The 25,188-nt window shown below is 67.3% G+C and carries 23 protein-coding genes; 12 read left to right on the top strand and 11 right to left on the bottom strand.

What is annotated here, in order from left to right; translation table 11 throughout:
- Positions 1 to 363: 363 nt before the first annotated feature.
- From Rhe02_RS17905 to Rhe02_RS17875, 7 genes are all read left to right on the top strand, one after another.
- A complete protein-coding gene (locus tag Rhe02_RS17905) occupies positions 364 to 753 on the top strand; it encodes a competence type IV pilus major pilin ComGC (RefSeq protein WP_203909377.1) in 390 nt (129 codons plus the stop codon).
- Positions 754 to 834: 81 nt separating this feature from the next.
- Entirely contained in the window at positions 835 to 1,905 is a 1,071-nt protein-coding gene (locus Rhe02_RS17900; protein WP_203909376.1) for a type IV pilus twitching motility protein PilT, read from the top strand.
- A complete protein-coding gene (locus tag Rhe02_RS17895; RefSeq protein ID WP_203909375.1) occupies positions 1,902 to 3,680 on the top strand; it encodes a GspE/PulE family protein in 1,779 nt (592 codons plus the stop codon). The genes Rhe02_RS17900 and Rhe02_RS17895 overlap by 4 nt, the downstream gene beginning before the upstream one ends.
- A gap of 2 nt (positions 3,681 to 3,682) precedes the next feature.
- Positions 3,683 to 4,753 (top strand): type II secretion system F family protein, encoded by a 1,071-nt coding sequence (locus Rhe02_RS17890; protein WP_203909374.1) that lies wholly within the window; start codon positions 3,683 to 3,685, stop codon positions 4,751 to 4,753.
- Positions 4,754 to 5,290 carry a type IV pilus modification PilV family protein gene (locus Rhe02_RS17885; protein WP_203909373.1) on the top strand — a complete coding sequence of 179 codons (537 nt, stop codon included), beginning with the start codon at positions 4,754 to 4,756 and terminating at the stop codon, positions 5,288 to 5,290.
- Positions 5,281 to 5,922, top strand: a complete 642-nt coding sequence (locus Rhe02_RS17880) for a PulJ/GspJ family protein (RefSeq protein WP_203909372.1) — start codon at positions 5,281 to 5,283, stop codon at positions 5,920 to 5,922. Before Rhe02_RS17885 ends, Rhe02_RS17880 begins: the two co-directional genes overlap by 10 nt.
- A complete protein-coding gene (locus Rhe02_RS17875) occupies positions 5,919 to 7,427 on the top strand; it encodes a hypothetical protein (protein ID WP_203909371.1) in 1,509 nt (502 codons plus the stop codon). Before Rhe02_RS17880 ends, Rhe02_RS17875 begins: the two co-directional genes overlap by 4 nt.
- On the opposite strand, the gene Rhe02_RS17870 is transcribed toward Rhe02_RS17875, so the two are convergent.
- From Rhe02_RS17870 to Rhe02_RS17855, 4 genes are read right to left on the bottom strand one after another with little or no spacing between them, the layout of a single operon-like run.
- A complete protein-coding gene (locus Rhe02_RS17870) occupies positions 7,424 to 8,212 on the bottom strand; it encodes a prepilin peptidase (protein WP_203909370.1) in 789 nt (262 codons plus the stop codon). The two genes, Rhe02_RS17875 and Rhe02_RS17870, sit on opposite strands and share 4 nt — an antisense overlap.
- Entirely contained in the window at positions 8,209 to 9,216 is a 1,008-nt protein-coding gene (locus Rhe02_RS17865; RefSeq protein ID WP_203909369.1) for a TIGR03842 family LLM class F420-dependent oxidoreductase, read from the bottom strand. The genes Rhe02_RS17870 and Rhe02_RS17865 overlap by 4 nt, the downstream gene beginning before the upstream one ends.
- 30 nt (positions 9,217 to 9,246) lie before the next feature.
- Positions 9,247 to 10,653 carry a dihydropyrimidinase gene (hydA, locus tag Rhe02_RS17860; protein WP_203909368.1) on the bottom strand — a complete coding sequence of 469 codons (1,407 nt, stop codon included), beginning with the start codon at positions 10,651 to 10,653 and terminating at the stop codon, positions 9,247 to 9,249.
- Positions 10,654 to 10,675: 22 nt separating this feature from the next.
- Entirely contained in the window at positions 10,676 to 11,515 is an 840-nt protein-coding gene (locus Rhe02_RS17855) for a nitrilase-related carbon-nitrogen hydrolase (RefSeq protein ID WP_203909367.1), read from the bottom strand.
- A 162-nt stretch (positions 11,516 to 11,677) separates the two neighbouring features.
- Here Rhe02_RS17855 and Rhe02_RS17850 point away from each other — a divergent pair, with 162 nt between their 5' ends.
- The 4 genes from Rhe02_RS17850 to Rhe02_RS17835 all read left to right on the top strand — a co-directional run bounded on the left by Rhe02_RS17850 (position 11,678) and on the right by Rhe02_RS17835 (position 17,099).
- Entirely contained in the window at positions 11,678 to 13,060 is a 1,383-nt protein-coding gene (locus Rhe02_RS17850) for an aminotransferase-like domain-containing protein (protein WP_203909366.1), read from the top strand.
- A gap of 14 nt (positions 13,061 to 13,074) precedes the next feature.
- Positions 13,075 to 14,346: an aspartate aminotransferase family protein gene (locus Rhe02_RS17845; protein WP_203909365.1), complete on the top strand. Its 1,272-nt coding sequence runs from the start codon at positions 13,075 to 13,077 to the stop codon at positions 14,344 to 14,346.
- On the top strand, positions 14,331 to 15,800 hold the full coding sequence (locus Rhe02_RS17840) for a CoA-acylating methylmalonate-semialdehyde dehydrogenase (RefSeq protein WP_203909364.1): 1,470 nt from the start codon (positions 14,331 to 14,333) through the stop codon (positions 15,798 to 15,800). The genes Rhe02_RS17845 and Rhe02_RS17840 overlap by 16 nt, the downstream gene beginning before the upstream one ends.
- 78 nt (positions 15,801 to 15,878) lie before the next feature.
- Positions 15,879 to 17,099, top strand: coding sequence for a D-alanyl-D-alanine carboxypeptidase family protein (locus Rhe02_RS17835; protein WP_203909363.1), 1,221 nt, complete (start codon positions 15,879 to 15,881; stop codon positions 17,097 to 17,099).
- A gap of 10 nt (positions 17,100 to 17,109) precedes the next feature.
- On the opposite strand, the gene Rhe02_RS17830 is transcribed toward Rhe02_RS17835, so the two are convergent.
- From Rhe02_RS17830 to Rhe02_RS17820, 3 genes are all read right to left on the bottom strand, one after another.
- Positions 17,110 to 17,922, bottom strand: coding sequence for a tyrosine-protein phosphatase (locus tag Rhe02_RS17830; RefSeq protein WP_203909362.1), 813 nt, complete (start codon positions 17,920 to 17,922; stop codon positions 17,110 to 17,112).
- Positions 17,923 to 18,041: 119 nt separating this feature from the next.
- Positions 18,042 to 18,521, bottom strand: coding sequence for a hypothetical protein (locus Rhe02_RS17825; protein WP_203909361.1), 480 nt, complete (start codon positions 18,519 to 18,521; stop codon positions 18,042 to 18,044).
- A gap of 9 nt (positions 18,522 to 18,530) precedes the next feature.
- Complete coding sequence (locus Rhe02_RS17820; RefSeq protein ID WP_203909360.1) at positions 18,531 to 18,824, bottom strand: hypothetical protein; 294 nt, start codon at positions 18,822 to 18,824, stop codon at positions 18,531 to 18,533.
- 149 nt (positions 18,825 to 18,973) lie between these two features.
- Between Rhe02_RS17820 and Rhe02_RS50535 the strand changes: the two genes are divergently transcribed.
- Complete coding sequence (locus Rhe02_RS50535; protein ID WP_275412622.1) at positions 18,974 to 20,299, top strand: helix-turn-helix transcriptional regulator; 1,326 nt, start codon at positions 18,974 to 18,976, stop codon at positions 20,297 to 20,299.
- On the opposite strand, the gene Rhe02_RS17810 is transcribed toward Rhe02_RS50535, so the two are convergent.
- The 4 genes from Rhe02_RS17810 to Rhe02_RS17795 are packed head-to-tail and all read right to left on the bottom strand — an operon-like array spanning position 20,296 to position 25,161.
- The gene (locus Rhe02_RS17810; protein ID WP_203909359.1) at positions 20,296 to 22,314 is read right to left on the bottom strand and encodes a beta-galactosidase; all 2,019 of its coding nucleotides are present in this window, start codon (positions 22,312 to 22,314) and stop codon (positions 20,296 to 20,298) included. The two genes, Rhe02_RS50535 and Rhe02_RS17810, sit on opposite strands and share 4 nt — an antisense overlap.
- A complete protein-coding gene (gene kduD / locus Rhe02_RS17805; RefSeq protein WP_203909358.1) occupies positions 22,311 to 23,075 on the bottom strand; it encodes a 2-dehydro-3-deoxy-D-gluconate 5-dehydrogenase KduD in 765 nt (254 codons plus the stop codon). The genes Rhe02_RS17810 and kduD overlap by 4 nt, the downstream gene beginning before the upstream one ends.
- A 2-nt stretch (positions 23,076 to 23,077) precedes the next feature.
- Positions 23,078 to 23,902, bottom strand: coding sequence for a 5-deoxy-glucuronate isomerase (gene iolB / locus Rhe02_RS17800; protein WP_203909357.1), 825 nt, complete (start codon positions 23,900 to 23,902; stop codon positions 23,078 to 23,080).
- A gap of 14 nt (positions 23,903 to 23,916) precedes the next feature.
- The gene (locus Rhe02_RS17795; RefSeq protein ID WP_203909356.1) at positions 23,917 to 25,161 is read right to left on the bottom strand and encodes a glycoside hydrolase family 88 protein; all 1,245 of its coding nucleotides are present in this window, start codon (positions 25,159 to 25,161) and stop codon (positions 23,917 to 23,919) included.
- Positions 25,162 to 25,188: the final 27 nt, after the last annotated feature.

Below are 25,188 nucleotides of genomic sequence, written 5' to 3'. Positions count from 1 at the left end.
GCCGCTTGGAGCGGCGAGCCGCCATTGGATGATCTCGCCTGGCCTCCCGGCGGCCGGGCGGCTCCGGCAGGCCACTCTTGGCCTCCGAGCAGGTCAAACGCGGATGAGCCGAGTGTCGTTGAACGTAAAACCAACTGGTCAGTGCCGATCCGTGTTCAGGTGATCTCTGCTCGGTGAATCATCTTGACTTGCGGCAAGAACCTGCCCAAATGTCGCCACAAAGCGCATCTCCGATGGCAAAAGCGCCCAGTTGCGTGGGCTAGTCGTCGCTCTCGGTGACGGGTACGGTCTGCCAACGCCGCCCCCGAGATCACCTAACCCTCGCCGGCGGTTTCTCTCACCCTTTCATCGAGGAGACACTTCGTGCTTCAGCGCCTGCGAGCCGCTCGTAAGAACCAGAACGGCTTCACCCTCATCGAGCTTCTGATCGTCATCGTGATCCTCGGCGTGCTCGCCGGTGTCGTCGTCCTGGCCGTCAGCGGCATCAACGACCGCGGCGTCACTGCGGCCTGCGACGCGGACAAGCGCACCGTGATGACCGCGGTCGAGGCCTACTTCGCCGAGAAGTCCGCCTACCCGGCCGGCGCCACCGACGCCGCCCGCCTGGGCGCGCTGGTGACCGAGGACTTCCTCAAGGAGGCCCCGTCGAACAACAAGAACTACCACATTTCCTTGGACACCAACGGCGACGTGAAGGCTTTCAAGTTTGCCGCCGACGGAGTGACCCCCGATACCGCCGTCGAGGCCTGCTGACGACTTCTCACCCCGGTACCCGGGAAGGCCGCTGGCGCCAGCGGCCTTCCCGCACTGGCTTTCCGCTGAAGGGTTTAACCAATGCATGAGCGACCGGTCACCGGTCCGGGAATCGACGGCCTGCTCGACGCCGTCTGGTCCGCGGGCGCCACCGATCTGCTGCTGACCATGGGCCGGCCGCCTCAAATGCGGTTGCACGGGCAGCTTTGTTCGGTACCAGGCGCGCCTATGCTCACCGGCAGCGAGACCGACGCCCTGCTCGCCGAGTTGCTCACCGAAGCACAGGCCGCCTCGCTGGACGTGCGCCAGGAGTACGACTTCTCGGTGACCTGGCGCAACATGGCCCGGGTCCGCGGCAACGCGTTCAGCCAGCGCGGCTTCACCGCCGTGACATTGCGGATCATCCCGATGGAGATCCCGACCATGGACGAGCTGGGCCTGCCGAAACCGTTGCGCGAGTTCACCTCTATGCACCAGGGCCTGATCCTCGTCACCGGGCCGACCGGCTCGGGCAAATCGACGACGCTCGCCGCGATGATCGACCAGATCAACTCCGAGCGGGCCTGTCACATCATCACCATCGAGGACCCGATCGAGTACCTGCACAAGCACAAGCGGGCCACGATAAGCCAGCGTGAGGTGGGCACCGACACGGTCTCGTTCGCCGACGCGCTGCGCGCCAGCATGCGCAACGACCCCGATGTGGTGCTCGTGGGCGAGATGCGTGACCTGGAGTCGATCCGGTTCGCGCTCACCATCGCCGAGACCGGTCATCTGGTGCTCGCCTCCTTGCACACCAACGACACCGCCCAAGCCCTGGCCCGCATCATCGATGTCTTCCCCGCCGATCAGCAGGCCCAGGTGCGCACCCAGCTGGCCGCCGCGCTCACCGGCATCGTGTACCAGCGCCTGCTCCCCAAGATCGGCGGCGGTCTCGTTGCCGCGCATGAGGTCATGGTGGCCAACACCGCGATCCGCAACCTCATCAAGGAAGGCAAGACGCACCAGCTGCGCAACGCCCTCGTCACCGGCCAGCGGGAAGGCATGATCACGTTCGAGCAGTCGCTCAACGCCCTGATCCGCGCCCGCACGGTCTCCTACGACGACGCGGTGGCCCGCAGCCTCTACCCGCGCGAAGTGGAACCGTCATGAAGCTCGGATCGCGTGGCCGCCAACCGGTTCCAGCCGCGCCGGAGGCGCCGGCCATGGTCGCGCCGCGGCGGCCGGCCGAGATGTCGGTGCACGCGGGCGGGCAGCGGCTGGGCGAGATTCTGGTCGACGCGAAGCTGGCCACGGCCAAGCAGGTGGTCGCGGCGCTGACCGCATCGCAGCGCGGAGTCCCGCGTTTCCTTGGCGAGCAGCTCATCGAGGCCGGGGTGCTCGACGAGCGGGTACTGACGGCGGTGGTGGCGCGGCAGCGCCGCCTGGAGCTGGTCGATCTGCGCGAGGTGACCCCGTCGCCGCAGGCCACCGCGCTGCTGGACGAGGCCGGCGCCCGCGAGCTGCTCGCCATTCCGCTTGCCCTGCGCGGCGACGCGGTCGAGGTGGCGGTGGCGTTCCCGGTGGAGGGCCTGGCGGCGTTGCTGCGCGACGCGCTCGGGCGGCCGGTGCTGATGCGCATGGCCACCCGCTCGGACATCCTGCGCGCGATCGGCAACAGCTACCGCGCATTGACGGGTATCGACTCACAGGTGCGCGCTTTCGAAGCGACGCATACGCTTCGCCGCGACAGCAAGCCCAACGACGACGCCAGTGACGATGCGCCGATCGTGCGGGTGGTACAGATGATCATCACGCAGGCGTTGCGGGACAGGGCATCCGACATCCACATCGAGCCCCACCCGGAGCGGGTGCTGGTGCGCTACCGCATCGACGGCGTGCTGCACGACGTGCTCGACCTGCCGAGCTCGATGGGCCCGGTGGTGGTCAGCCGCGTCAAGATCCTCGCGGGGCTCAACATCGTGGAGCGCCGCCGCGCCCAGGACGGCCAGATCAGCATGGAGATCGAGGGCCGCAGCGTCGACATCCGCGTCTCCACCACCGCGGTCATCGAGGGCGAGAAGGTGGTGATGCGGTTGCTGGACAAGAGCCGGCAGCTGTACCGGCTGCCCCAGCTCGGCATGCCACCGGAGATGGTGGAAAGCTACGCCAGGATTCTGCGCGCGCCCTACGGGATGGTGATTTGCGCCGGGCCGACCGGAAGTGGCAAGACCACCACTCTTTACGGCTCGCTCGGTGAGATCAACAGCCCCGAGCGCAACGTCATGACCATCGAGGACCCGGTCGAGTACCGCATCCCCAACACCAACCAGATTCAGATCCACGAGCAGGCCGGCATCACCTTCGCCGGTGGGCTGCGCTCGATCCTGCGCCAGGATCCGGACGTGATCCTGGTCGGCGAGATCCGCGACGTGGACACCGCCCGCATCGCCGTACAGGCCGCGCTCACCGGTCATTTCGTGCTCTCCTCACTGCACGCCACCGACACCGCCGCCGCCCTGCAACGGTTGCTGGACATGGGAATCGAGGGTTTCCTCATCGCCTCCTCGGTGACCGCGGTGCTCTCCCAGCGCCTTGTCCGCCGGATCTGCGAGCACTGCCGCGAGGTCTACCAGCCACCGGCGGAGGAGCTGGCGCTGCTGCGCGCCATCGACGGCCATGCGCCGATCGGCGGCTTCATGCGCGGGCACGGCTGCAACTTCTGCGCCCAGACCGGTTTCCTTGACCGGGTCGGCGTCTACGAGCTGATGCCGGTCAGCGACCGGATCCGCGAGCTGGTCGTGCAACGTGGCTCGCACGACGAAATCCTGCGGGTCGCCCGGCTGGAAGGCATGCGCACCCTGCAGCAGGAGGCGGCCCGCCTGGTCGAATCCGGCGTCACCACGCCGGCGGAAGTGTTGCGCTCCATCTACGTCTTAGGAACCTAGAGATGACCAACGTGCTCAAATTCGAGATCGTCGCCTCGCGGGTCAAGCGCGACGAGCTCATGCACCTGTCACGCCAGCTCGGCGCCTTCGTGCGGGCCGGTCTGCCGCTCATCGAGGCGGTACGGATCCTTGGCGAGGAGGCAAAGAATCCGACCGTGAAGAAGGTGATGGCCGACGTCGAGGCCGGCCTGCACCGCGGCGAGCGCCTTTCCGACTGCCTGGACCGCCATCCCAAGGTGTTCCCCGACTACTACCGGGGCATCATGCGCTCGGCGGAGCTGACCGGGCAGCTGGATGTGGTGCTGGCTCAGCTGGCCGCCTACCTGGAGCGCGACCTGGAGGCCAGGCGCAAGATCTCCTCTGCGCTCATCTATCCCCTCGTCATCGCCGCCATGTCGATGGTGACCGTGGTCGTCATGGCGGTTTTCGTGCTGCCCAAGTTCCGGGTGTTCTTCGACGGCTTGAACGCGGAGCTGCCGTTGCCGACGCGGATCCTGTTGGGGGTCACCAACTTCTTCGCGCAGTGGTGGTGGGCCGTGCTCGGCGGCGCCGCCCTGCTCTGGCTCATCTCCTTCGTGGCCACGCGCAGCTCCGGCGGCCGCTATGTGCGGGACAGCCTGCTGCTGCGCCTGCCCGTGCTCGGGCCCACCCTCCGCTTCGCTTTGGTGGAAAGGTTCTGCCGGGTCCTCTCCTCGATGGCGTCGGCCGGGGTGGCCCTGCCCGAGGCGCTTCACGTGGCCACGCAATCCTTGCGGAACAGGGTCTTCATGCGGTCTCTCGGCAGTGTCGGCGAGGCGATGATGCAGGGCGAGGGTCTGGCCCGGCCGCTTTCGGCCACCGGTCTGTTCCCGTCCACCGCCGCCCGGATGATCCGCGTCGGCGAGGAGACCGGCACCCTGGACGTGCAGCTCGAGGTGACGGCGCGCTACTACGAGGGCGAGCTCGACTATCGGCTCAAGCGGCTGACCGCCTTCTTCGAACCGGCGGTCATCATCGTGATGGGCCTCATCGTGGGCTTCGTCGCGATCGCCATGGTGTCGGCCATGTACGGCATCTTCGATCAGGTGAAGTAGATGAAGCCTGTGTCCACACACGACGATCGCGGGGAGAGCCTGATCGAGCTGCTGGTGGCATTGACCATCATGGCCACCGCGGTTGTGGCGCTGGTGGGGGCGATCGCCACCAGCATCCGCACCTCCGATCTGCACCGCCGCCAGACGGTCGCCGGGGGCTATGTGAAAGAGTTCGCCGAGGCGATCCAGAGCCGGGTCGCGCAGCGCCCGTCCGGCTACGCGCCGCGCGACTGCGCCTCCGATCCGGCGACGACCTATGGCAACTTTTACGACATACCAATGCCGGACAGGTCGCTCTACGCCCGCTCGGTGACGGTGAAGTATTGGGACAGCGCCCAGTCGAAGTTCGTGGCGGGCTGTTCGGGTACCGACCACGGTGTTCAGTTGCTTTCGTTGGTGGTCAAAGCGAAAGACACCTCCCGCGCCACGGTCGAGGAGAAGCTGGAAATCACCATCCGCCAACCCTGCCGGCCGAAGAACACCACCCCGCTGCTGGACCCGCCGGCCACCCCCGCGGAGGATGCGCCATGCAGCTGAGAAACCCGCTGACGGGCCGCGACGACCGCGGTGTCACCCTCATCGAGCTGCTCATGGCGGTAGTGCTGCTGACCATCATCATGGTGCCGTTGGCCAACGCCCTGATCGTCTTCTTCAAAAACACCGACGCCACCAACGATCGGCTCGCCGCCTCGCACGACGCGCAGATCGCCGCGGCTTACTTCGCCCAGGACGTGCAGAGCATCGGCGCGCACGACTGGTCCGACGCGCCCTATGTCTTCAGGCAGTCGGTGGCCGAGAACTCCAAGACGTTGCTGGGCAATTCCTGCTTTCTGACCGGCGCTGCGGACCCACGGATCCTGCTGGCGGTCGACAACCCCACCACCGCCACCTCGACCCCGCCGGTGGTCGTGGTCGCCTACGTGGTCAAGGGACAGGAGCTGCATCGGCTTCGCTGCGACGCGAGCGATAAGCAAGACATCGTCGTCGCGCACAACCTTGCCGCCAGTCCGGTGACCGTCACCTGTAGAGACTTGGCACGAGCCGTTCAGCAATGCGCCGGGGCCGGGCTGCCGGTGCCGCAATCCATCGAGATGCGGCTCGAAATCCAGGTCTCCGGTAGTGACGACACCCTCACCGTCAACCTCACCGGCCAGCGGAGGCAGACATGACGCTCAGGCAACGTTTTCGGGCCGCCCGCGACAGCGGTGACAGCGGGGCCGCTCTCGTCATCGCGCTCATCTTCATCACCGTCGTGGCGGTGACCATCGCCTCCGTGCTGGCCTACGCGGATGCGAACATCCGGGCCACGGTGGCGCTGCGAAGGCAGGCCTCCACCGCGGCCGCCGCCGAGGCCGCGGCCCAGGTGGCCATCAATGCCCTGCGCAAGGGCGAATACATCGGCGACACCGGGCAATGCTTCGACGCTGGAACCAGGTGGACGCTGGACAACTTCCACCCCGCCGCCGGGACGAAGTCGGACTCGGTGGTGGTGGACTGCCAGCTCGACACCACCACCAGTCAGAGGTATGTCACTGGAAACCCGTCCAGCTGGGCGCTTCTGGCGCTGCAGGACAACTCCGCGGCCGAGACCGCGATCGACATCAAGGCCAATGGCTCGGGACAAGGAGTGAATGTCGCCGGTGATGTCGGCTCGGCCAGCAACCTGGTGATGGACAAAGGCAAGCTCAACGTCACCGGCAAGGTCGAGGCGAAGAGCTGCAGCGGCACCATCGTCGCCACCGTCAGCAAGGTGTGTGGGCCGTCGGCGCCCGCCCAGACCGACCCGGGCTTCGCCTCGCCCGCGACGCCGACCAAAGCCGGGAAAATATCCGCTTGTGCCGCCAAGCGCACCTTCGAGCCGGGCGTCTACACCAGCCTCAAGGACCTCAACGAGGCCTGGTCCAAGTGCTCCGCCGCAACGGTTTTCGAGTTCCTGCCCGGCACCTACTATCTGGCTTTCAATGGCGTTTGGGAGATAGACCGGGCGACCATGGTGGCCGGGTCGGCCACGGCACTGACCGCGACGCCGCCGGCGATTCCCAGCAACTGCGTCAAGCCGGCGAGCCCCAGCACTCCCTACGGCGCACAGTTCGTCTTCGGCGGCGAGGCCCAGCTTAAGGTGACCGGCACCGCCCGGGTCGAAATCTGCGCCCCGCCTTCCGCCGACAGCAACAAACCGGCCATCGCCCTCTACGGTCTGCGATCCACGCTCGCCCCGGGAACCCCGCTTGAGGTGCCCGCGCAGACTGGCTGCGTGACCCGGTTCAGCGGCAGCGGAACCAGATGCAGCGTGATCCTTACCGACAACCACTCCACCAACGTGGTCTTCTACTTCCAGGGCCACGTCTACATGCCGCAAGCGAAGGTGGATCTGGATCTGCGCAAGTCCTCCGACCAGTATTTCAGCCGCGGGCTGACTGTCCGCTCGCTCAGCCTCTTCTCCCCCGCCAGCGCCACGCTGCCCACGCCGTTGAGTTCCGGCGCCATCGTCGAGGAAGTACCCGGACGCACGGTGGTCCTGCTGAACATCTACGTATGTCCGGAGAAGGCCACCTGTGCCGTCGACCCGAAAGCGTTGCGGCTGCGGGTGAAGGTCGGCCTCGACGACCCGGACGGCGAGCCGGTCGCGGGCAAACGCGGCGTGACCATTTACAGCTGGAGCGTGCAACGCTAGCGCCCCAACAGGTCCAGGTACCAAGCCGCGACCGGCTCGCCCACGAAAATGGCGAGCAGGGCACCGGCGATCATGAACGGGCCGAATGGCAACGCGGTCCGGCGGTCACCCCGCCGGGCCGCGATCACCGCCAGACCCGCAACCGCACCAAGCAAGAACCCGGCGAAGGCGCCCACGGCGAAGACCGACCACGACAGGTAGGCGGTAACGCCGCCGACGATCCCGGCCAGGCGGACATCGCCGAAGCCCATTCCGGCCGGATAGATCAGCACGAGCACCAGATAGAGGCCGAACAGGGCCAGGCCGCCAACCACCGCCCACAGCAGCGGCCACCAATCGTGTTGCCACGCCGCCGAAATCGCGAGCAGCCCGGCCAGGACAGGGTAGGACGGCAGCACTATCGCGTTGGGCAGCCGTCGCACATCCAGGTCGATCGCGGCCAGCGCCACCCCGATCGCGGTGAAGTAGAGGTAGGCGGGGATCGCGCTGCCCAGGCTCAACCCAGCCAGCCGCCAGGTGACCGCCGCGAAAAGCACGGCAGTCACCAGCTCCACCAGCGGGTAGCGAACGCTTATTGGCGAGCCGCAGTTGGCGCACCGGCCACGCAACACCAGCCAGCCCAGCACCGGGACGTTGTGCCACGGCTTGATCGGCGTGCCGCAAGCCGGGCAGTGTGACCCGGGGTGGATCAGCGATTCCCCACGCGGTACCCGATGGATGACCACGTTGAGAAACGAGCCGACCACGAGACCGAGCAGGCCCGCCCCGAGCACGACCCAGGTCACGCCGCGAGCGCTCGGACCGCCGGGATGATGGTCTCGCCGTAGGCCTTGAGCGTGTGCTCCTTGTCGTCGTGCTGCAGATAGACCGCAAACTGGTCCACGCCAAGCTCTTTGAGCGTGGTCAGCTTGTCGATGTGAGCCTGGGCCGGACCGAGGATGCAGAACCTGTCCACGATCTCGTCGGGCACGAACTCCGCATGCGTGTTGCCGGCCCGGCCGTGCTCGGAGTAGTCGTATCCCTGCCGGCCTTTGATGTAGTCGGTAAGCGCCTTGGGCACCGCGCCCGAGTCGCCGTAGCGGGCAACGATGTCGGCGATGTGGTTGCCCACCATGCCCCCGAACCACCGGGTCTGTTCCCGGGCGTGATCCAGGTCGTCACCGACCAGAGCCGGGGCCGCGACGCAGAACTTCACCGCGGCGGGGTCGCGCCCGGCCTTGGCGGCCGCGGCGCGCACCGCTTTGATCATCCACTCGGCGATGTCGGGATCGGACAGTTGCAGGATGAACCCGTCGCCCACCTCCCCGGTGAGCTTGAGCGCCTTGGGGCCATAGGCGGCCACCCAGATCTCAAGCTGTGAGTCGGTGACCCACGGGAACTGCAGCTTGGTCCCGCGATAGCTGATCTCGCGGCCGTTGGCCAGCTCGCGGATCACCTCCACCGACTCGCGCACCTCGGCGAGATCCATCGGCGGCAGGCCGAGCGTGCGGCGGGCCGAGTCGCCGCGGCCGATGCCGCAGATGGTGCGGTTGCCGTACATCTCGTTGAGCGTGGCGAAGGTGCTTGCGGTGACGGTGGCGTCCCGGGTGCCGGGATTGGTCACCATCGGGCCGACGATCACCTTCTCGGTGTTGGCGAGGATCAGGCTGTAGATGACGTACGGCTCCTGCCACAGCAGGTGCGAGTCGAACGACCACACGTGACTGAAGCCGGCCGCCTCCGCTTTCTGCGCGAGCTCGACGACCTTCCTGGCCGGTGGGTCAAGCTGGAAAACGACGCCGAAATCCATCGCCGGATCCTTTCGTTTGTTGGTGGTGGGCTAGACCAGGTAGGTGGACAACCCGCGTGGCAGATACCGGCCGTGGCCCTTGCGGCCGTGGTACTGGCCGTCGGCCACCACGACGGATCCACGGGAGATCACAGTGTCGACCTTGCCCGCGATCTCGTACCCCTCGTAGGCGGAGTGGTCCATGTTCATGTGATGCGTGTCGACGCTGATCCTGGTGCGCCCGTTGGGGTCGTAGACCACGATGTCGGCGTCGGAGCCGGGCGCGATGACGCCCTTGCGCGGGTAGAGCCCGAACATCCGCGCCGGGGTGGTGGCGATGGTCTCCACCCAGCGCTGCAGCGAGATCTTCCCGTCGACGACACCTTGGTAGAGCAGATCCACCCGGTGCTCCACGCCGCCGATCCCGTTGGGAATCTTCGAGAAATCACCCAGACCGAGCTCCTTCTGGTCCTTGAAACAGAAGGGGCAGTGGTCAGTGGAGACGATGGCCAGGTCGTTGGTGCGCAGACCGCGCCACAGATCCCGTTGGTGCGGCTCGTGTTTGGTGCGCAACGGGGTGGAGCAGACCCACTTGGCGCCCTCGAAGCCGGGCGCGCCCAGCTGGTCTTCGAGCGTGAGGTAGAGGTATTGCGGGCAGGTCTCGGCGAAGACGTTGCGCCCGTTGTCGCGCGCCTCCGCGACCGCGGCCAGTGCCTCGTAGGCGGACAGGTGCACGATGTAGAGCGGCGTGTCGCCGGCCACCTTCGCCAGCGAGATGGCCCGCCTGGTGGCCTCGGCCTCCAATTCGGACGGCCGGGTCAGCCCGTGGTTGATCGGGTCGGTCTCGCCGCGGGAGAGCGCCTGCTGGATGAGAACGTCGATGGCGATGCCGTTCTCGGCGTGCATCATGATCATCGAGCCGTTCTCGCGCGCCTTCTGCATCGCCCGCAGGATCTGGCCGTCATCGCTGTAGAACACGCCCGGATAGGCCATGAAGAGCTTGAAACTTGAGACACCTTCGTTGTCCACCAACGCATCCATCGCCTTGAGCGAGTCGTCGTCGACTCCCCCAATGATCATATGGAACCCGTAGTCGATGTGGCAGTTGCCATCCGCCTTGGCGTGCCAGGCGGCCAGTCCTTCGTGGACGTTCTTCCCGGTTCGCTGGACCGCGAAGTCGATGATGGTGGTGGTTCCCCCAAAAGCCGCTGCCTTGGTACCGGTGTCGAAAGTGTCCGAGGCGAAAGTGCCCCCGAACGGGAGCTCCATGTGGGTGTGCGCGTCAATGCCACCCGGGATGACGAACTTGCCGGACGCGTCGACGACCGTGGCACCGTCGATCGCCGGGGCGAATCCGGGTGCGAACAACGCGGCGATCGACTCACCTTCGACCAGCACGTCGGCGGCATGGGATCCGGTGGGCGTGATGACGGTGCCGCCGGTGATCAAAATGGACACGAGTGCCTCCTGGATTGGCGGATCAGGCTTGGGTCAGCGGGCCGTAGGCGTCCGGGCGCCGGTCACGGTAGAAGGCCCATCGGTCGCGCACCTCCGCCAGCAGTCCCATGTCCAGATCGCGCACGATCAGCTCCGGGGAGTGCGCGTCGGCCGGCTCGCCGACGAACTTGCCCTCCGGGTCGACGAAATAGGACGTGCCGTAGAAGTCGTTGTCCCCAAGCTCTTCGATGCCCACCCGGTTGATGGCGCCGATGAAGTATTCGTTGGCCACCGCCGAGGCGGGTTGCTCGAGCTTCCACAGGTAGGCCGACAACCCGCGGTGGGTGGCCGACGGGTTGAACACGATCTGGGCGCCCGCCAGCCCGAGCGCGCGCCAGCCTTCTGGAAAGTGCCTGTCGTAGCAGATATAGACACCGATGCGGCCCACCGCGGTGTCGAAGATCGGGTAGCCCAGGTTGCCCGGACGGAAGTAGAACTTCTCCCAGAAGCCTTTCACCTGAGGGATGTGCGTCTTGCGGTACTTGCCGAGATAGCTTCCGTCGGCGTCGACCACGGCCGCGGTGTTGTAGAGGACTCCCGGCTGCTCCTGCTCGTACACAGGCAAAATCATCACCATGCCGAGCTCGGCGGCCAGCGCCTGGAAACGCTCGACGGTCGGCCCGGGGACCGACTCGGCGTAGGAATAGAACTGTGGGTCCTGCACCTGGCAGAAGTACGGGCCGTAGAAGAGCTCCTGGAAGCAGATCACCTTGGCGCCCTGCGCCGCGGCCTGCCGCGCGTACTCCTCGTGGGCCTTGATCATGGACTCCTTGTCCCCTGTCCACGATGTCTGGACCAGGGCAGCGCGAACGATGTTCGCCATGGGCAGCGCCTCCTCTTCGTCGGATCCGGCGTTCTTCCAGATAAACAGAAATAACGGGTCACTGCTTGTTGGGACAGGCATGATGCCGTAGAACATTTAATGACACACGATTAGCCGTACAATGATGGAATTGTCAAGGATCAGTTCTCGAAGGCCGTGCCAATGCTTCAGTTGATCTCGACCGCGGTGACGGACAGGGGCGCGCGCGGCATTGCCGTGGCGGTCAGCCAGCTGATCCACAGCGGCGAGCTGGCACCCGGGGCACGCCTTCCCACGGTCCGCGATCTGGCGCGCGAGCTGGGCACCAGCCCGACGACGGTGAGTGAGGCCTGGAGTTCGCTGACCCGCGCCGGGCTGATCGCGACCCGCGGCCGCTCCGGCACGATCGTGCTTTCCGGCGAGCGGCTGCGCGCCCGCCTGCGCTATTCGCACATGTCCGGGCTGCTGGGCGGCGCGGCGCAGGACCTGTCCACCGGCGTGCCCGACCACGATCTGCTCCCCGACCTGACCGACACCCTGCGCAGGCTCGGCGACATGCGGCTGACCACCAGCTACCTCGACGACCCGGTGCTGCCCGCGCTGGAGGAGCATTTGCGGGCAAGCCTGCCCTACCCCGCCGACCAGCTCATCGTCGTGGACGGGGCGCTGGACGCGCTGGATCGCACCATCGGTGTCGTGGTGCGCTTCGGCGAGCGCGTGCTCGTCGAGAATCCCACCTTCCCACCCATCCTCGACCTGCTGGAACAAACCGGCGCCGACCCGGTCGGGCTGCCGATGGACAGCAGCGGGATCGTGCCCGAGGCGCTCGCGGAAGCGCTGAGACGCGAAGTCCCGGTCGCCGTGGTGCTGCAGCCGCGCGCGCAGAACCCGACCGGGGTGAGCATGAGCGCGCAGCGCGCAGCGCAGCTGGCGGAGGTGCTGTCCGGTTATCCAGACGTGATCATCGTCGAGGACGACCACGCGGCCGGCATCGCGAGCGCGCCCGTTGTCAGCCTCGGTGTCCATTTGCCGCATCGCACCGTTCACATCCGCAGCTTCGCCAAGAGCCTCGGCCCAGACCTGCGCCTGGCCGCGGTCATCGGCCCGGCGCAGGTGATTTCACCACTGGCCGATCGGCGGCTGCTCGGGCCGGGCTGGTCCAGCCGGCTGCTGCAGAACGTGCTGCTCGATCTGCTGACCGCGCCGAGCACGGCGGCACTGCTGGAGCAGGCGCGGTCCGAATATGCGCGCCGCCGCGCCGCATTGCTCCAAATCCTTGCCCAGCAAGGGATAACGGCCACCGCCGACGACGGGATCAACCTGTGGCTAGAGGTGGCCGATCAGCAAGCGGCGTTGGTGAGCCTGGCCGCCAACGCCATCGCCGTGGCACCGGGCACCCCTTTCGAGGTCACCCCGCTTGCCACGGCACACCTTCGGGTCACCGCTGGTCTGGTCCGTGAGGGATTCGACGAATTAGGAAAACTTCTGGCCGACGCCGCCCGGGCTGGGGGCCCGGAACGAGCGTCGAGCCGCCTCAATCGTGGGTTGCCTCGCGGCCCCCGCTGAATAGGAGTGTTGCTGTGAATGATGACCTGCTGGCTCGGCACCGCGCGGTGCTGCCGTCGTGGATCAGTCCGTTGTACGGCGAGCCGATCGAAATCGTGTCGGGCTCAGGATGCCGGGTCACCGATGCGCAAGGCCGCACCTACCTCGACTTCTTCGGCGGGGTGCTGACCAACATGATCGGCTATGACGTCGCCGAGATCTCCGATGCCGTGCGCGCCCAGCTCGACACCGGCATCGCGCACACCTCCACGCTGTACCTGATCCGCAAGCAGGTCGAGCTCGCGGAGAAGATCGCCAAGCTGTCGGGGATAGAAAACGCCAAGGTGTTCCTGGCCAACTCCGGCACCGAGGCCAACGACACCGCGCTGATGCTGGCCACCCAGTTCCGCCGCTCCAACCAGATTTTGGCTATGCGCAACAGCTATCACGGGCGCAGCTTCGCCGCGCTCGGGGTGACCGGCAACCGCGGCTGGTCGGCGACGTCGCTGACCCCGGTTGCGGTGAGCTATCTGCATTCCGGCGACCGGATCCGCGGCGTCTTCGCCGGGCTGTCCGATCGCGACTACATCAACCGCGCGGTCGCCGATCTGCGTGAGGTGCTCGCCACCACCACCGCCGGCGACGTGGCATGCCTTATCGCCGAACCGATCCAGGGCGTGGGCGGATTCGTCGCCCCACCCGACGGCTACTTCAAGGCCGTCAAAGAGGTGCTCGACGAGCACGGCATCCTCTGGGTGAGCGACGAGGTGCAGACCGGCTGGGGCCGCACCGGCAGTCACTTCTGGGGCTATCAAGCCCATGATGTGGTACCAGACATGATCACCTTCGCCAAGGGGGTCGGCAACGGATTCGCCCTGGGCGGTGTCATCGGCCGGCCCGAGGTGATGGACTGCCTGACCGCGACCTCCTTCAACACCTTCGGCGGCAACCCGGTTTCCGCCTCGGCCGGCGCCGCGGTCATCGATTACCTGCTCTCCCACGACCTTCAGGCCAACGCCGCCCACGTCGGCGCGGTTCTGCACCACGGCCTGCGCGACCTGAACGCCCCGAGCATCGCCGAGGTGCGCGGCAAGGGGCTGATGCTCGCCGTCGAGTTCGTCAAACCGGGCACCCTGGAGCCCGACCCGGCCGAAACCCTTCGCGTGGTGGAAGCCTGCAAGACCGCTGGGCTGTTGGTAGGCAAGGGAGGTCTCTACGGAAATGTGATCCGGATGGGCCCGCCGCTGACCCTGACCGAAGCCGAAGCAAAAGAAGGACTGGAGATCCTGTCATGCGCGATCCAGTAACCCATTTCGTCGGGGGCAAGCCCTGGACTCAGGGCGCCGCCCGGCAGGGCCCGCTCTACGATCCGACCACCGGCGAGAACAGCGCGATGGTGGACTTCGCCTCCGCCGCCGATGTGGCGGCCATCGTCGAGGTCGCTTCGGCGGCCTCGGCCTCGTGGAAGAACGCGTCGCTGGCCAAACGCACCACCATCATGTTCGCGTTCCGGCAGCTGCTGCACGAGCGGCGCGACGAGCTGGCCGCCGTGGTCAGCGCCGAGCACGGCAAGGTGCACTCCGACGCGCTCGGGGAGGTGCAGCGGGCGCTTGAGGTCGTCGAGTTCGCGTGCGGGATCCCGTCGGCGATGAAGGGCGGATTCTCCGAAAACGTCTCCACCGACGTGGACTCCTACTCGATCCGCCAGCCGCTCGGGGTGGTGGCGGTGATCTCGCCGTTCAACTTCCCGGCCATGGTGCCGCTGTGGTTCGTGCCGATCGCCATCGCCTGCGGCAACACGGTGGTGCTCAAGCCGAGCGAGAAGGACCCTTCCGCGTCGGTGATGCTGGCGGCCTGGTTCGCCGAAGCCGGGTTGCCCGACGGCGTCTTCAACGTGGTGCACGGCGACAAGGAAGCCGTCGACGCGCTGCTGACCAACCCGACGGTCAAGGCCGTCTCGTTCGTCGGGTCCACCCCGATCGCCCGCTACGTCTACGAAACCGGCACCGCGCACGGCAAGCGGGTACAGGCGCTGGGCGGGGCGAAGAACCACATGGTGGTGCTGCCCGACGCCGACCTCGATCTGGCCGCCGACGCGGCGGTCAACGCCGGGTTCGGCTCGGCCGGCGAGCGGTGCATGGCCATCTCGATGGTGGTGGCCGTCGATCCGATCGGCGACCAGCTCGTCGCGAAGATCGCCGAGCGGGTACGTGAGATCAAGCTGGGTAAGGACATGGGCCCGCTGGTCACCGAGGCGCACCGGGACAAGGTGTCGTCCTATATCGACGCCGGCGTGCAGTCGGGCGCCGCGCTGGTCGTGGACGGCCGCTCGGAACAGGCGCGGGAAGGGTTCTGGCTCGGGCCAACACTTTTCGACCACGTGACGCCGCAGATGTCGATCTACACCGACGAGATCTTCGGGCCGGTGCTCGGGGTGACCCGGGTGGCCGGTTACGACCAGGCGCTGGAGTTAGTGAACTCCACGCCCTACGGCAACGGGACAGCCATCTTCACCAACGACGGTGGCGCGGCACGCCGGTACCAGCATGAGGTCGAAGTCGGGATGGTGGGCGTGAACGTGCCCATCCCGGTGCCGATGGCCTACTACTCCTTCGGCGGCTGGAAGTCCTCGCTCTTCGGCGACACCCATGCCCACGGCGCGGAAGGCGTGCACTTCTTCACCCGCGGCAAGGTCGTCACCAGCCGCTGGCTCGACCCGAGTCACGGCGGAATCAACCTCGGCTTCCCCACCCACACCTGACCGGCGGGTGGCGCTGGCCCGTCGGCTCCACGTATTCTGCCTCGCTGACGTCGAAATCCGGCGATGAGGAGGCCACCGGTGAGGCGACGGGGAATACTGCTGCTCGGAATCGTCGGGCTGCTGTCCGGCATGCTCGCTCTGGGCTCCGGCCTGCAGCTGGCCCGGGATGTGCCCGCGATCGGCATGCAGCTCGCCGCGCCGGCGCTGACCGCCCTGCCCGGCGCCGCGCCTGTCATCCCGTGGCCCACCGAGGGGCAGGCCGTGCTCAACGTGGCCGGCGTTGGGCGTTTCGGTAGCTTCGGCGAGGCCAAGTCCACTCCGATCGGCAGCGTCGCGAAAGTGATGACCGCCTACGTGGTGCTGAAGAAGTATCCGCTCGGGGTCGGCGAGCCGGGGCCCAAGATCACGATTACCCAGGCGGACGTCAACGACTTCAAGGCGCGGATCCCGTCCGGGCAGTCGCTGGTGGAGGTGCGGGTCAACGAGGTGCTCACGCTGCGCCAGGCGTTGCAGGCCCTCATGCTGCCCAGTGCCAACAACATCGCCCAGACCCTGGGCCGTTTCCACTCGGGCACCCCGGCCGCGTTCGTGGCTCAGCTCAACGCGACGGCCACCGAGCTCGGCATGACCAACACCCGTTACGCCGACGCGGCCGGGTTCGACCCCGACACCGTCAGCAGCGCCGCCGATCAGGTGATCCTTGCCGAAAAGGTGATGGCGATGCCCGCCTTCGCCGAAATCGTGGCCCTGAAGTCGGCGAGCATCCCGGTAGTCGGCACGATCAAGAACTACAACGATCTGCTCGGCGTGGACGGCGTGATCGGCATCAAGACCGGCTCGACCGACCAGGCGGGCGGAAACCTCCTCTTCGCCGCGCGCTACCCGGTCGGCACGCGTGAGGTGACCGTTTACGGCGCGGTCTTCAACCAGCCCGGACGGGACACCCCCAGCCAGCTGGCGGCGACCAACACCGCGGTCCGCAAGCTGCTTGGCGCGCTGCGGTCAGCGCTGCAGATCTTCACGGTGGTGGCCGCCGGGACGGACCTCGGCCCGGCTACCTCAGCGTGGAAGCAGTCGACCAGGGTGAAGGTCGCCACGGCGGTCGAGGTGCTCGGCTGGCCGGGCATGCCGGTGACGGTGTCCCTGCAGACCGTCTCGGCGGGCACGCAGCTGACGGCCGGCCAGGTGCTCGGGGTGGTCACGATTACCGCCGGGGAGGCGACCGCCACCGCCGATCTGCACGCCGAAGGCGCCATCGCCGAGGCGACACCGTGGTGGCGGCTCACCCGCACAACCTGACGCTTCGGTCTCAGTCGCGTTCGATGAAGGCTGCCCGGAGCCGTTCCACGACGCTTCTGTCCAGCTGCAACCCGTCGTAGAAATAGCCTTCGATGGAGCCGAACCGTTGCCGCATCTCGTCAACTGTGGTGTCGAGGTACTCGGCTTCCACGCTCAGAATCGGTTTGAGGAGACTGGGGTTGCCGCCGGCGGCGACAAAATCGTCCACGATCGGCTGCAACGCGGGAAGCAGCTGCTTGTTGGTGAGCAGATAGTCGGCGTAGACGTCGTCCTCGGATACGCCCAGGAGCAGCAGCAGAGCCGCCGAGGCCCAGCCGGTGCGGTCCTTGCCCGTGGTGCAGTGGATCACCGAAGACCCGCCTTCGGACTCGGCGAGATCAATGAACAGCTGGCGATATCCGGCTAGAGCACTCGGCAGGCTGATCATGCTGCGGAAGCTCGCCTCTATCCGGGCGGCGGTGTCAGGGCTGCGCAGAATCATCTCGACGGCTTCCGGGTCCGACATCGCGTTGACCAGCCGTGCCGGCCCCGCCGCGCTGTTGAGATCGCTCAGCACATCGATGGAGATGTAATCGACGCCGGGCGGAACCTTGTCTGGTTCCAGTTTGCGCTCGTCGGCCGTGCGCAGATCGTAGATGTAACGGACCCCGAGTCTGGAAAACGCCTCCGCCTGCTCCGCCTGGCGTGCGGTGATGGAAACCGTGCGAAAAAGCACCCCGCTACGGACTTTGCCGCCACGCGCCCGCCAGCCCCCAAGATCGCGCAGATTCGGCGCATCCTTGACGCCCAGATCCGCACCGGGTCGCCGACTGATCGCCACCACAGATGCCTTCTCTCATATATGGCATATCCACTGTTGATCATACGCCGGTACAGGGGGTGTGACCTGCGGACAGAGCACATGTGAACCCGCCAGGCCGGAGCCTGGCGGGCGCGGGGGTGCTAGAGGTGGGGCAGGGTCAGGTCGTAGGTCAGCTCATACTGCGCATCGCCGTTACTGAATTGCCTGGTCTGGTTGGTTCCCGACGGGCCGACGCCGCACAGCAGCTGCTGAGGCTGTGGCGGGACATCGACATTTGGCCGCGGCCAGGGCTCGTCCACGACCACGTTGAGGCCGAAGCTGCGCACGATGATGTTGGCCGACGCGGTGGGATAGTCGAACGCCGCCGCGGTGTGCACGCTGTTGAGGAAGAACTTGATCGACTTACCGCCGCCCGGCCAGTTGCGTCCGTCAGTCTGAAAGTAAACAAAATCGGAGTCGCCGTCGTCCCAAAGATTGATGGCCTTCAGCGATTTGAAGGTGAATTCGCAGTGCGGCAACGGTGGCGGCGGATCGCCGGCGGAATCCGCGTAGGCCGGTGCCGCGGTGGCGATGATGGCTGCGGCCAACACCGCTGCGGCGGCTTTCGTTCTGATGTTCATCGTTTCTCCTTATCTGGTTTCGATATCGGCGGACAGGTAGTAGAACTTCGGGCAGGACACCGGTGAGCGGCCCGTGGGATCGGCCCAGGGACCAACTTTGGCGTATTCGCTGATGTCTTCCGGATCACCGATCCCGGCCCAGAAACACCAGCCGTCGGCTCGGTGCTGATAGCCGGTGCCGGATTGGCATTGCGAATAGCCAGCGTTGTCACGCAGATACACGAACTCACACGACGCCGAAGTGGTGGCTGCCGGCATGTGCAGGCCGGCGGCCAATGTCATCGCTGCGATGAGAAGCTGCATGCCTTCGACGCTATGGGCGTTCCAGCGCCGCCACATCGGAGTGATCTCCTTAGATCCGGGCGATAGCTCCTTAGATCGGCGGTGTCAGGTTCCTTACCCTGTAACGTTTCCGCAGGCCCCGGCTAGCGCATGCGATAGATAATCCGATGATGAGCGCTCTGCTGGTGGCCGGTCAGGCCCGGGTGGCGATGTTGTGGTCCAACCACGGTGAGGCTTTGCGCTTCGGCGGTCAGGCGGTCGCCTCCGGCGTGCCGCTCGCCGTGGTCCAGGGACGCATCGCGGTGGGCATCACCCAGATCAAGATCGGTGACATCGGCGCCGGCCTGGACCAGTTGCGCCAGGCCCGCAACGATTGCGCCGCCTTGGCCGACCCCGACCCGGACCAGCTGCTGGTGTCCTACGTCAACCTCGCCTGCGGGCTGCGCCTGGCGGGCAACCTCGACGAAGCCATCAAGGTGAATCTGGAAGGCCACGAGCTGGCCACCGTCATCGGCGAAAGCCGCGGCCGGGGCGACCTGATGCTTGCCAACGCCGCCGAGGCGGAGTTCGCCCTTGGCCATTGGGACAGGGCGCATTGCCTGGCCGGCCAGATCACCGGACGCGCCAGCGATCCGATCGCGGTGCGCGCCGCACAGCGGCTGCTGGGCCGCATCGCGATTCAGCGCGACCCGCTCTCGGCGCACGCGGCTCTGGGCGCGGCCGCCGACGGGGTGGCCGCCGGACACTCGCGCCCGGCTTCCTCTGTGGACACGCGCATCGCGCAGGCCGAGCTGACGATGTGGGCCGGCGACGTCGCCGCGGCCAGGCGGCTGCTCATCTCGGCCTGGGAAGCCGTGTGTGGTACGGGTGAGGCCGCGCACTCCGGCCACCTGCTGACGCTGCTGGCCCGCACCGGGTCCCATCCGCAGGTTTGCCTGGCCGCGCTTCCCGAACAGCAGGCCTACGCCAGCCAGTGCCAAGCCGAGCTGACCGACGACCCCGACGCGTGGCAGGAGGCAACCCAGCAGTGGACAGCCCTGCGCCGCCCTTACCAGGCAGCCTATTGCGGCTGGCGCTCGGCGGCAGCCCTTGTCGCCCAGGCCACATCGTGGGCGGGTGCGGACGCCGCGGTGCGCCGCAGGGTGCAGGAGATGCTCGCGATCGCGGCGCACCAGGCCTCGGCGCTCGGCGCGCGCACGCTGCTCAACGAGATCGAAGCCGTTGCCCGTCTACACCGGTTGCCGATCTCGGCCCCGTCCGCTCCGGCGCAGGCTCCCGCTTTCGGCTTGACCAGCCGGGAATCCGAGGTGCTCGCCTGGATCACGGCGGGCTGGTCCAACCGTCAGATCGGCGAGAAGCTGTTCATCAGCCCCAAAACCGTGAGCGTGCACATCAGCAACATCCTGCGCAAGCTCGAGGTCACCAGCCGCTACGAAGCGGCGGCGGTGGTGCGCCACCACGGCTTGCCCCGCAACGGTTCGGCCACCGGCGGCTAGCCGCGCCGCACCACCGCCACCCCACGCGGGGCGAGCACGCCCGGCTCGGTGCCGGACAGCGGGTAGAGGACAGTGCCCTCGATCCCTTCGACGCCGGCCGGATCGTCGGTGAGGTTGATGAGGAACCAGAACTCGCCCTGATCGCCCTCGCGGATGGCCAGCTCGACGCGCCCCCGGGCCGAGGCGGGCAGCTCGCTGTGCACGTCGGCGACCGCCAGAAAGCGTTGCAGGAAAAGGGAAAGGCCGTGCGGGCCGAGCCTGGCCGACACGTAGCTGGCGCTACCCCCGGCGACGGGCCGGTGGGTGATCGCCGGGCGGCCCGAGTGCTCACCGGAGGTGTAGCGGGCAAACACCTCGACACCCGGGTCGGTCAGGTCGATCCGATCGGTCCAAAGCGTTGCGGTGCAGCCGTTGTCGAGGTCAGCCGACTCGCCGTCGCGCAGCGGCGAGAACTCCTCGATGCGGATGCCGAGCAGGTCGCGCAGCGCGCCCGGGTAACCGCCGAGAATGATGTGGTCGGATTCGTCGACTATGCCGGAGAAGTAGGTGGTGACCAGGTGGCCGCCGGCGGTGACGTAATCGGTGAGGCGTGTCGCGAGGGCGGGCGGGACGACGTGCAGGATGGGCGCCACCACGACGGCGTAGCCGTCAAGCGCGGCCGACGAGGGGACCACGTCGGCGCGCACACCCAGCTGCTGCAACGCTATATACCAGTCGAGGGCCTCCTGCTTGTAGCGGAGCCGCTCGGTCGGATGGGAGTCCTGTTCACAGGCCCACCAGGAGGGCCAGTCCACCAGGATCGCCACCGACGCGGGCTTGCGGCGGGTGGAGGCGACCGGCGCGAGCGCCCGCAACGCCCGCCCGAGGTCGGCCACGGAACGGAACAGGGCGCTGTCCGTACCCGCATGAGGCACCATCGCTGAGTGATACTTCTCGGCACCGGCGCGGGCGGCCCGCCATTGGAAGAAGCACACCGCATCCGCGCCATGGGCGACGTGGGAAAGTGAATCGCGGGCCAGCTCACCGTCGCGTTTGGACACGTTGATGGGCTGCCAGTTGACCGCGCTGGTGGAGTGCTCCATCAGGAACCACGGCCGCCCCTGGGCGAGGTTGCCGGTGAGGTTGGCGCAGAAGAGCAACTCCGGAAAGCCTTGTGTCACATAGTGATCGTTGGCGAGGAAATCCACCTCCCCGGCCCAATCGGCGTAGTCCATGCCGTTGATGTCGCCGGTCACCATGAAGTTGGTGGTGACCGGGATGTCCGGGGTGATCGCCCGCAGCACTTCACGCTCGGCGCGGAAGTAGTCCTTGAGCGCGTCGGAGGAGAAGCGCTTGAAGTCCAGCTGCTGGGTGGGATTGGGGAAGCTGGCGGCCAGGCGCGGAGGAATGATCTCCTCCCAGTCGCTGTAGCGCTGCGACCAGAAGGCGGTGCCCCAGGCCTCGTTGAGCTGCTCGACGGTGCCGTAGCGCGCTCGCAGCCAGGTGCGAAACGCGGCGGCGGCGTCGTCGGAGTAGTCATAGACGTTGTGACAGCCCAGCTCGTTGGAGACATGCCAGGCGGCCAATGCCGGATGCCCGCCGTAGCGGGTGGCCATCGCCTCGACCAGCCGCAGGGCGTAGCCGCGAAAGACCGGGGAGGTGGGTCGCCAATGCTGGCGGCCGCCGTGCCACAGCGTCTCCCCCCGCGCGGTGACGGGCAGGATCTCGGGATGCAGCCTGGACAGCCAGGGTGGCGGGGAAGCGGTGGCGGTGGCCAGATCCACGGCGATTCCGTTGTCGTGCAACAGATCCATCACCTCGTCGAGCCAGCCGAAAGACCAGGTGCCGGCGGTGGGCTGCAGCTGCGCCCAGGAAAAGACCCCCAGCGTCACGATGTTCACCCCGGCTTCGCGCATCGCGCGAACGTCTTCCGGCCAGGTTTCGCGCGGCCACTGCTCGGGGTTGTAGTCGGCGCCGAACGCCAAGCCCGCCTCTTGCAGGGCGGCCGGCCAGCGCAGCCAGCGTGGGCCGGTCATCGGGCGAGCCAGCCGCCGTCGACCGGCACCACCGCGGCATGCATATAGCGCGCCGCGTCGGAGGCAAGGAAAACCACCACCCCCATAAGCTCCTCGGGGGTACCCCATCGGCCGGCCGGAATTCGCTCCACAATGGACCGGGCACGGTCGGGATCGGAGCGCAGCGCCTGCGTGTTGTCCGTTGCCATGTAGCCGGGGGCGATGGCGTTGACGTTGACTCCCGCCCCGGCCCATTCGTTGGCCAGCGCCTTGGTCAGACCGACGACAGCGTGCTTGGCGGCGGCATAGGCGGGCACCCGGATGCCGCCCTGGAAGGAGAGCATCGAGGCGATGTTTATGATCTTGCCGCTGCCCTGCGCCACCATCACCCGGCCCGCCGCCTGGCACAGGTGGAAGACCGCGTCGAGGTTGACGGTGAGCACCTCGTCCCAGTCGGAGGTTGGGTAGTCGAGGGCGTCGGCGCGCCGGATGATGCCGGCGTTGTTCACCAGAATGTCCAACCGCCCCAAGCCATCCACCACCGAGCCGACCGCTGCCGCGAGATCTGCCGCGGTGGCACCGCTCAGGTCGCATGGCACCCAAAAAGCTCGGCGTCCCAGCGCCTGCACCCGCGCCAGCGTTTCAGCGGGCTCGGTCCGGTCGAGCAGCGCCACGTCAGCGCCCGCCTCGGCGAGCGCGATCGCTCCGGCCTGGCCCAGGCCGCGGTTGCCGCCGGTGACGATGGCCACCCGGTCGTCCAGGCGGAAACTATCCAAGATCATGATCAGAGCCCTAGCTTGCGCAGGGTTGGCACGGTGCCGCCGACCCAGGCCAGGTTGGCGTCCTCCAGCGCGCCCTGGGTGCGCTGAGTCCCGGCCAGGAACCAAAGGTAGTAGGTGGTGTAGCCGGGCGCGCTGACGACCGTGTGGTAGCCCGACGGCATCATCTGCATGCTGTGGTCGCGAGCGGTGAAGTTCTCCTCGTAACCCTCGTCGGTGTAGACCCGGCTGATGCCGAAGCCGCCCGGCGCGCTGACCCGGAAGTAGTACATCTCCTCGTGCGCGGCTTCGCCCGGAAGGTTGTCCTCCTTGTGCCGGTGCGGCGGATAGGTGCTCCAGTTGCCCGACGGGGTATACGTTTCGCCGACGATGAGCCGGCCCGCAGGCAGGCCCGGCTGGGCGACCTCGGTGAGGATCTGGTGGAAGTTGCGCCCGAAGTTGGCCGCGCCCCACCGGCCGGTGGCCACCGCTTCCGGCTCGATGACGTAGGGATCCACGGCCAGATCGCTTGGCGCGCTTGGCAACGCGATTTCCACCGGCTCGAGGGCCTCGACCGTGACCGTGCTGCCCGCCGGGAGGTACACCGAATGCGGCTTGCCGGAGAACACGTCGGCGCGGCCGCCGACGCCTTCGAACCTGTGCTCGCCCACGGTGAAGGTGGCCCGGCCGCCGAGGATGACGGCGAGGATCTCCCGATCGCCCGACTCCCCCGACCAGGACTGCCCCGCGTCGAGCTTGAGCAGCGTGAAGTCGAGCAGCTGGCACGGGTTGACCGGCAACGTGTTGCGGCCGTTGTCCGCTGGGATGGTGCAGTGGTAGCGGTAGGTCATGGCAGGTCTCCTGATCACCAGTGACTGATCCAGTTCGGGCTGACGGCGCGGGTGAGGGCCTCCAGATAGAAGTAGTCGCCCCACAGGCACCCCTCGTCCACGCCGGCCGCCTTTGGCTTGTCGTAGACGCCATGCAGGATAAGCGCATTGGACTGCGGATGGCCCGTTGCGGAGTAGTTCGTCACAAGCGAGTCCAGGATCCGCCTGGCCGCGGCGCGGTAGCCCGCCCCGCGCGCATCGCCGCCCAGCTGCTCGGCCAGCTCGATCAGTCCACATGCGGCGATCGCCGCGGCGGAGCTGTCGCGCTCCTGGTCGCTGCCGTCGGTATAGACGAGATCCCAGTAGGCCACCCGGTCGGCGGGAAGATGGGCCAGAAAGTAGTCGGCGCAACGCATGGCGGCTCGCAGCAGCGACCCGTCGCCGGTGTGCCGGTGGTTGAGGGCGAAACCGTAGATGCCCCAAGCCTGTCCGCGCGCCCAGCAGGAATCGTCGGCGCTGCCCTGCTCGGTCGCGCCGCGCAACGGCTCGCCGGTGGCCGGATCCCAGTAGAAGGTGTGGAAGGTGGTGTCGTCGGGCCGCAGGATGTGGTCGCGCAGCTGTGCGGCATGACGCCGGGCCACCTGCGCGTAGCGGGGATCACCGCTGATCCTGCTCGCCCAGAACAGCAGGGGCGTGTTCATCAGGCTATCGATGATGGTGCGCCCGCGCTGGCTGGGGTCCTGAAGGTCGCCCCAGGCCTGGATGATCCCGGCCGGCTCCAGCACCCGGGTCATCAGGTGATCGGCGGCGGCGAGGGCGGCCTGTTTCGCGGTCTCGTCGCCTGTGCGCTGCCAGGCGGCCACGCAGGACAGAGTGTAAAGGAAACCGAGGTCATGGGTGTCGAGGCCGATCCGGTTCTCGACCCGCCGAGCGAAGCTGTCCACATGCGACGATGCCGCGGCCAGATATCGTTCCTCGCCGGTCAGATCGTGGGCCAGCCAGAGCACGCCCGGCCAGAAACCGGTGGTCCATCCCACGTTGGAGCCCTCGGGGAGATCACCCGCAGCCGGGCGCAGCGGATAGATGTTGCCCGCGGTCGTGTCGTCCGGGTAGAGGCGGCCGAACGCCGAGATGTTCGCGTCGACCGTGCGCAACGCGCGGGCAGCCGCCTTCGCCTCGGCTTCGGAGCTTGGGCCGACGCGGCCCAGGAGTTCACCCGGCGGCCCGCCAACATCGCGGATCTGCCAAGCGCGGGCTCCAAGGCCGTCGATCGCTGTCATGGATGTGCTTCTCCCTTATGAGCTTTG

The organism is Rhizocola hellebori, assembly GCF_016862955.1.
Classification (GTDB): domain Bacteria; phylum Actinomycetota; class Actinomycetes; order Mycobacteriales; family Micromonosporaceae; genus Rhizocola; species Rhizocola hellebori.
This window is presented reverse-complemented; position numbering and strand designations above follow the sequence as displayed.

What these genes read in the sequence shown, in the direction of transcription:
- Rhe02_RS17825 (WP_203909361.1), bottom strand. Translation starts at nt 18,521, where the DNA reads ATGAACATCAGAACGAAAGCCGCCGCAGCGGTGTTGGCCGCAGCCATC.
- Rhe02_RS50535 (WP_275412622.1), top strand. Translation starts at nt 18,974, where the DNA reads ATGAGCGCTCTGCTGGTGGCCGGTCAGGCCCGGGTGGCGATGTTGTGG.
- Rhe02_RS17840 (WP_203909364.1), top strand. Translation starts at nt 14,331, where the DNA reads ATGCGCGATCCAGTAACCCATTTCGTCGGGGGCAAGCCCTGGACTCAG.
- Rhe02_RS17810 (WP_203909359.1), bottom strand. Translation starts at nt 22,314, where the DNA reads ATGACCGGCCCACGCTGGCTGCGCTGGCCGGCCGCCCTGCAAGAGGCG.
- kduD (WP_203909358.1), bottom strand. Translation starts at nt 23,075, where the DNA reads ATGATCTTGGATAGTTTCCGCCTGGACGACCGGGTGGCCATCGTCACC.
- Rhe02_RS17880 (WP_203909372.1), top strand. Translation starts at nt 5,281, where the DNA reads ATGCAGCTGAGAAACCCGCTGACGGGCCGCGACGACCGCGGTGTCACC.
- Rhe02_RS17850 (WP_203909366.1), top strand. Translation starts at nt 11,678, where the DNA reads ATGCTTCAGTTGATCTCGACCGCGGTGACGGACAGGGGCGCGCGCGGC.
- Rhe02_RS17885 (WP_203909373.1), top strand. Translation starts at nt 4,754, where the DNA reads ATGAAGCCTGTGTCCACACACGACGATCGCGGGGAGAGCCTGATCGAG.
- Rhe02_RS17855 (WP_203909367.1), bottom strand. Translation starts at nt 11,515, where the DNA reads ATGGCGAACATCGTTCGCGCTGCCCTGGTCCAGACATCGTGGACAGGG.
- iolB (WP_203909357.1), bottom strand. Translation starts at nt 23,902, where the DNA reads ATGACCTACCGCTACCACTGCACCATCCCAGCGGACAACGGCCGCAAC.
- Rhe02_RS17865 (WP_203909369.1), bottom strand. Translation starts at nt 9,216, where the DNA reads ATGGATTTCGGCGTCGTTTTCCAGCTTGACCCACCGGCCAGGAAGGTC.
- Rhe02_RS17890 (WP_203909374.1), top strand. Translation starts at nt 3,683, where the DNA reads ATGACCAACGTGCTCAAATTCGAGATCGTCGCCTCGCGGGTCAAGCGC.
- Rhe02_RS17875 (WP_203909371.1), top strand. Translation starts at nt 5,919, where the DNA reads ATGACGCTCAGGCAACGTTTTCGGGCCGCCCGCGACAGCGGTGACAGC.
- Rhe02_RS17895 (WP_203909375.1), top strand. Translation starts at nt 1,902, where the DNA reads ATGAAGCTCGGATCGCGTGGCCGCCAACCGGTTCCAGCCGCGCCGGAG.
- Rhe02_RS17900 (WP_203909376.1), top strand. Translation starts at nt 835, where the DNA reads ATGCATGAGCGACCGGTCACCGGTCCGGGAATCGACGGCCTGCTCGAC.
- Rhe02_RS17795 (WP_203909356.1), bottom strand. Translation starts at nt 25,161, where the DNA reads ATGACAGCGATCGACGGCCTTGGAGCCCGCGCTTGGCAGATCCGCGAT.
- Rhe02_RS17820 (WP_203909360.1), bottom strand. Translation starts at nt 18,824, where the DNA reads ATGCAGCTTCTCATCGCAGCGATGACATTGGCCGCCGGCCTGCACATG.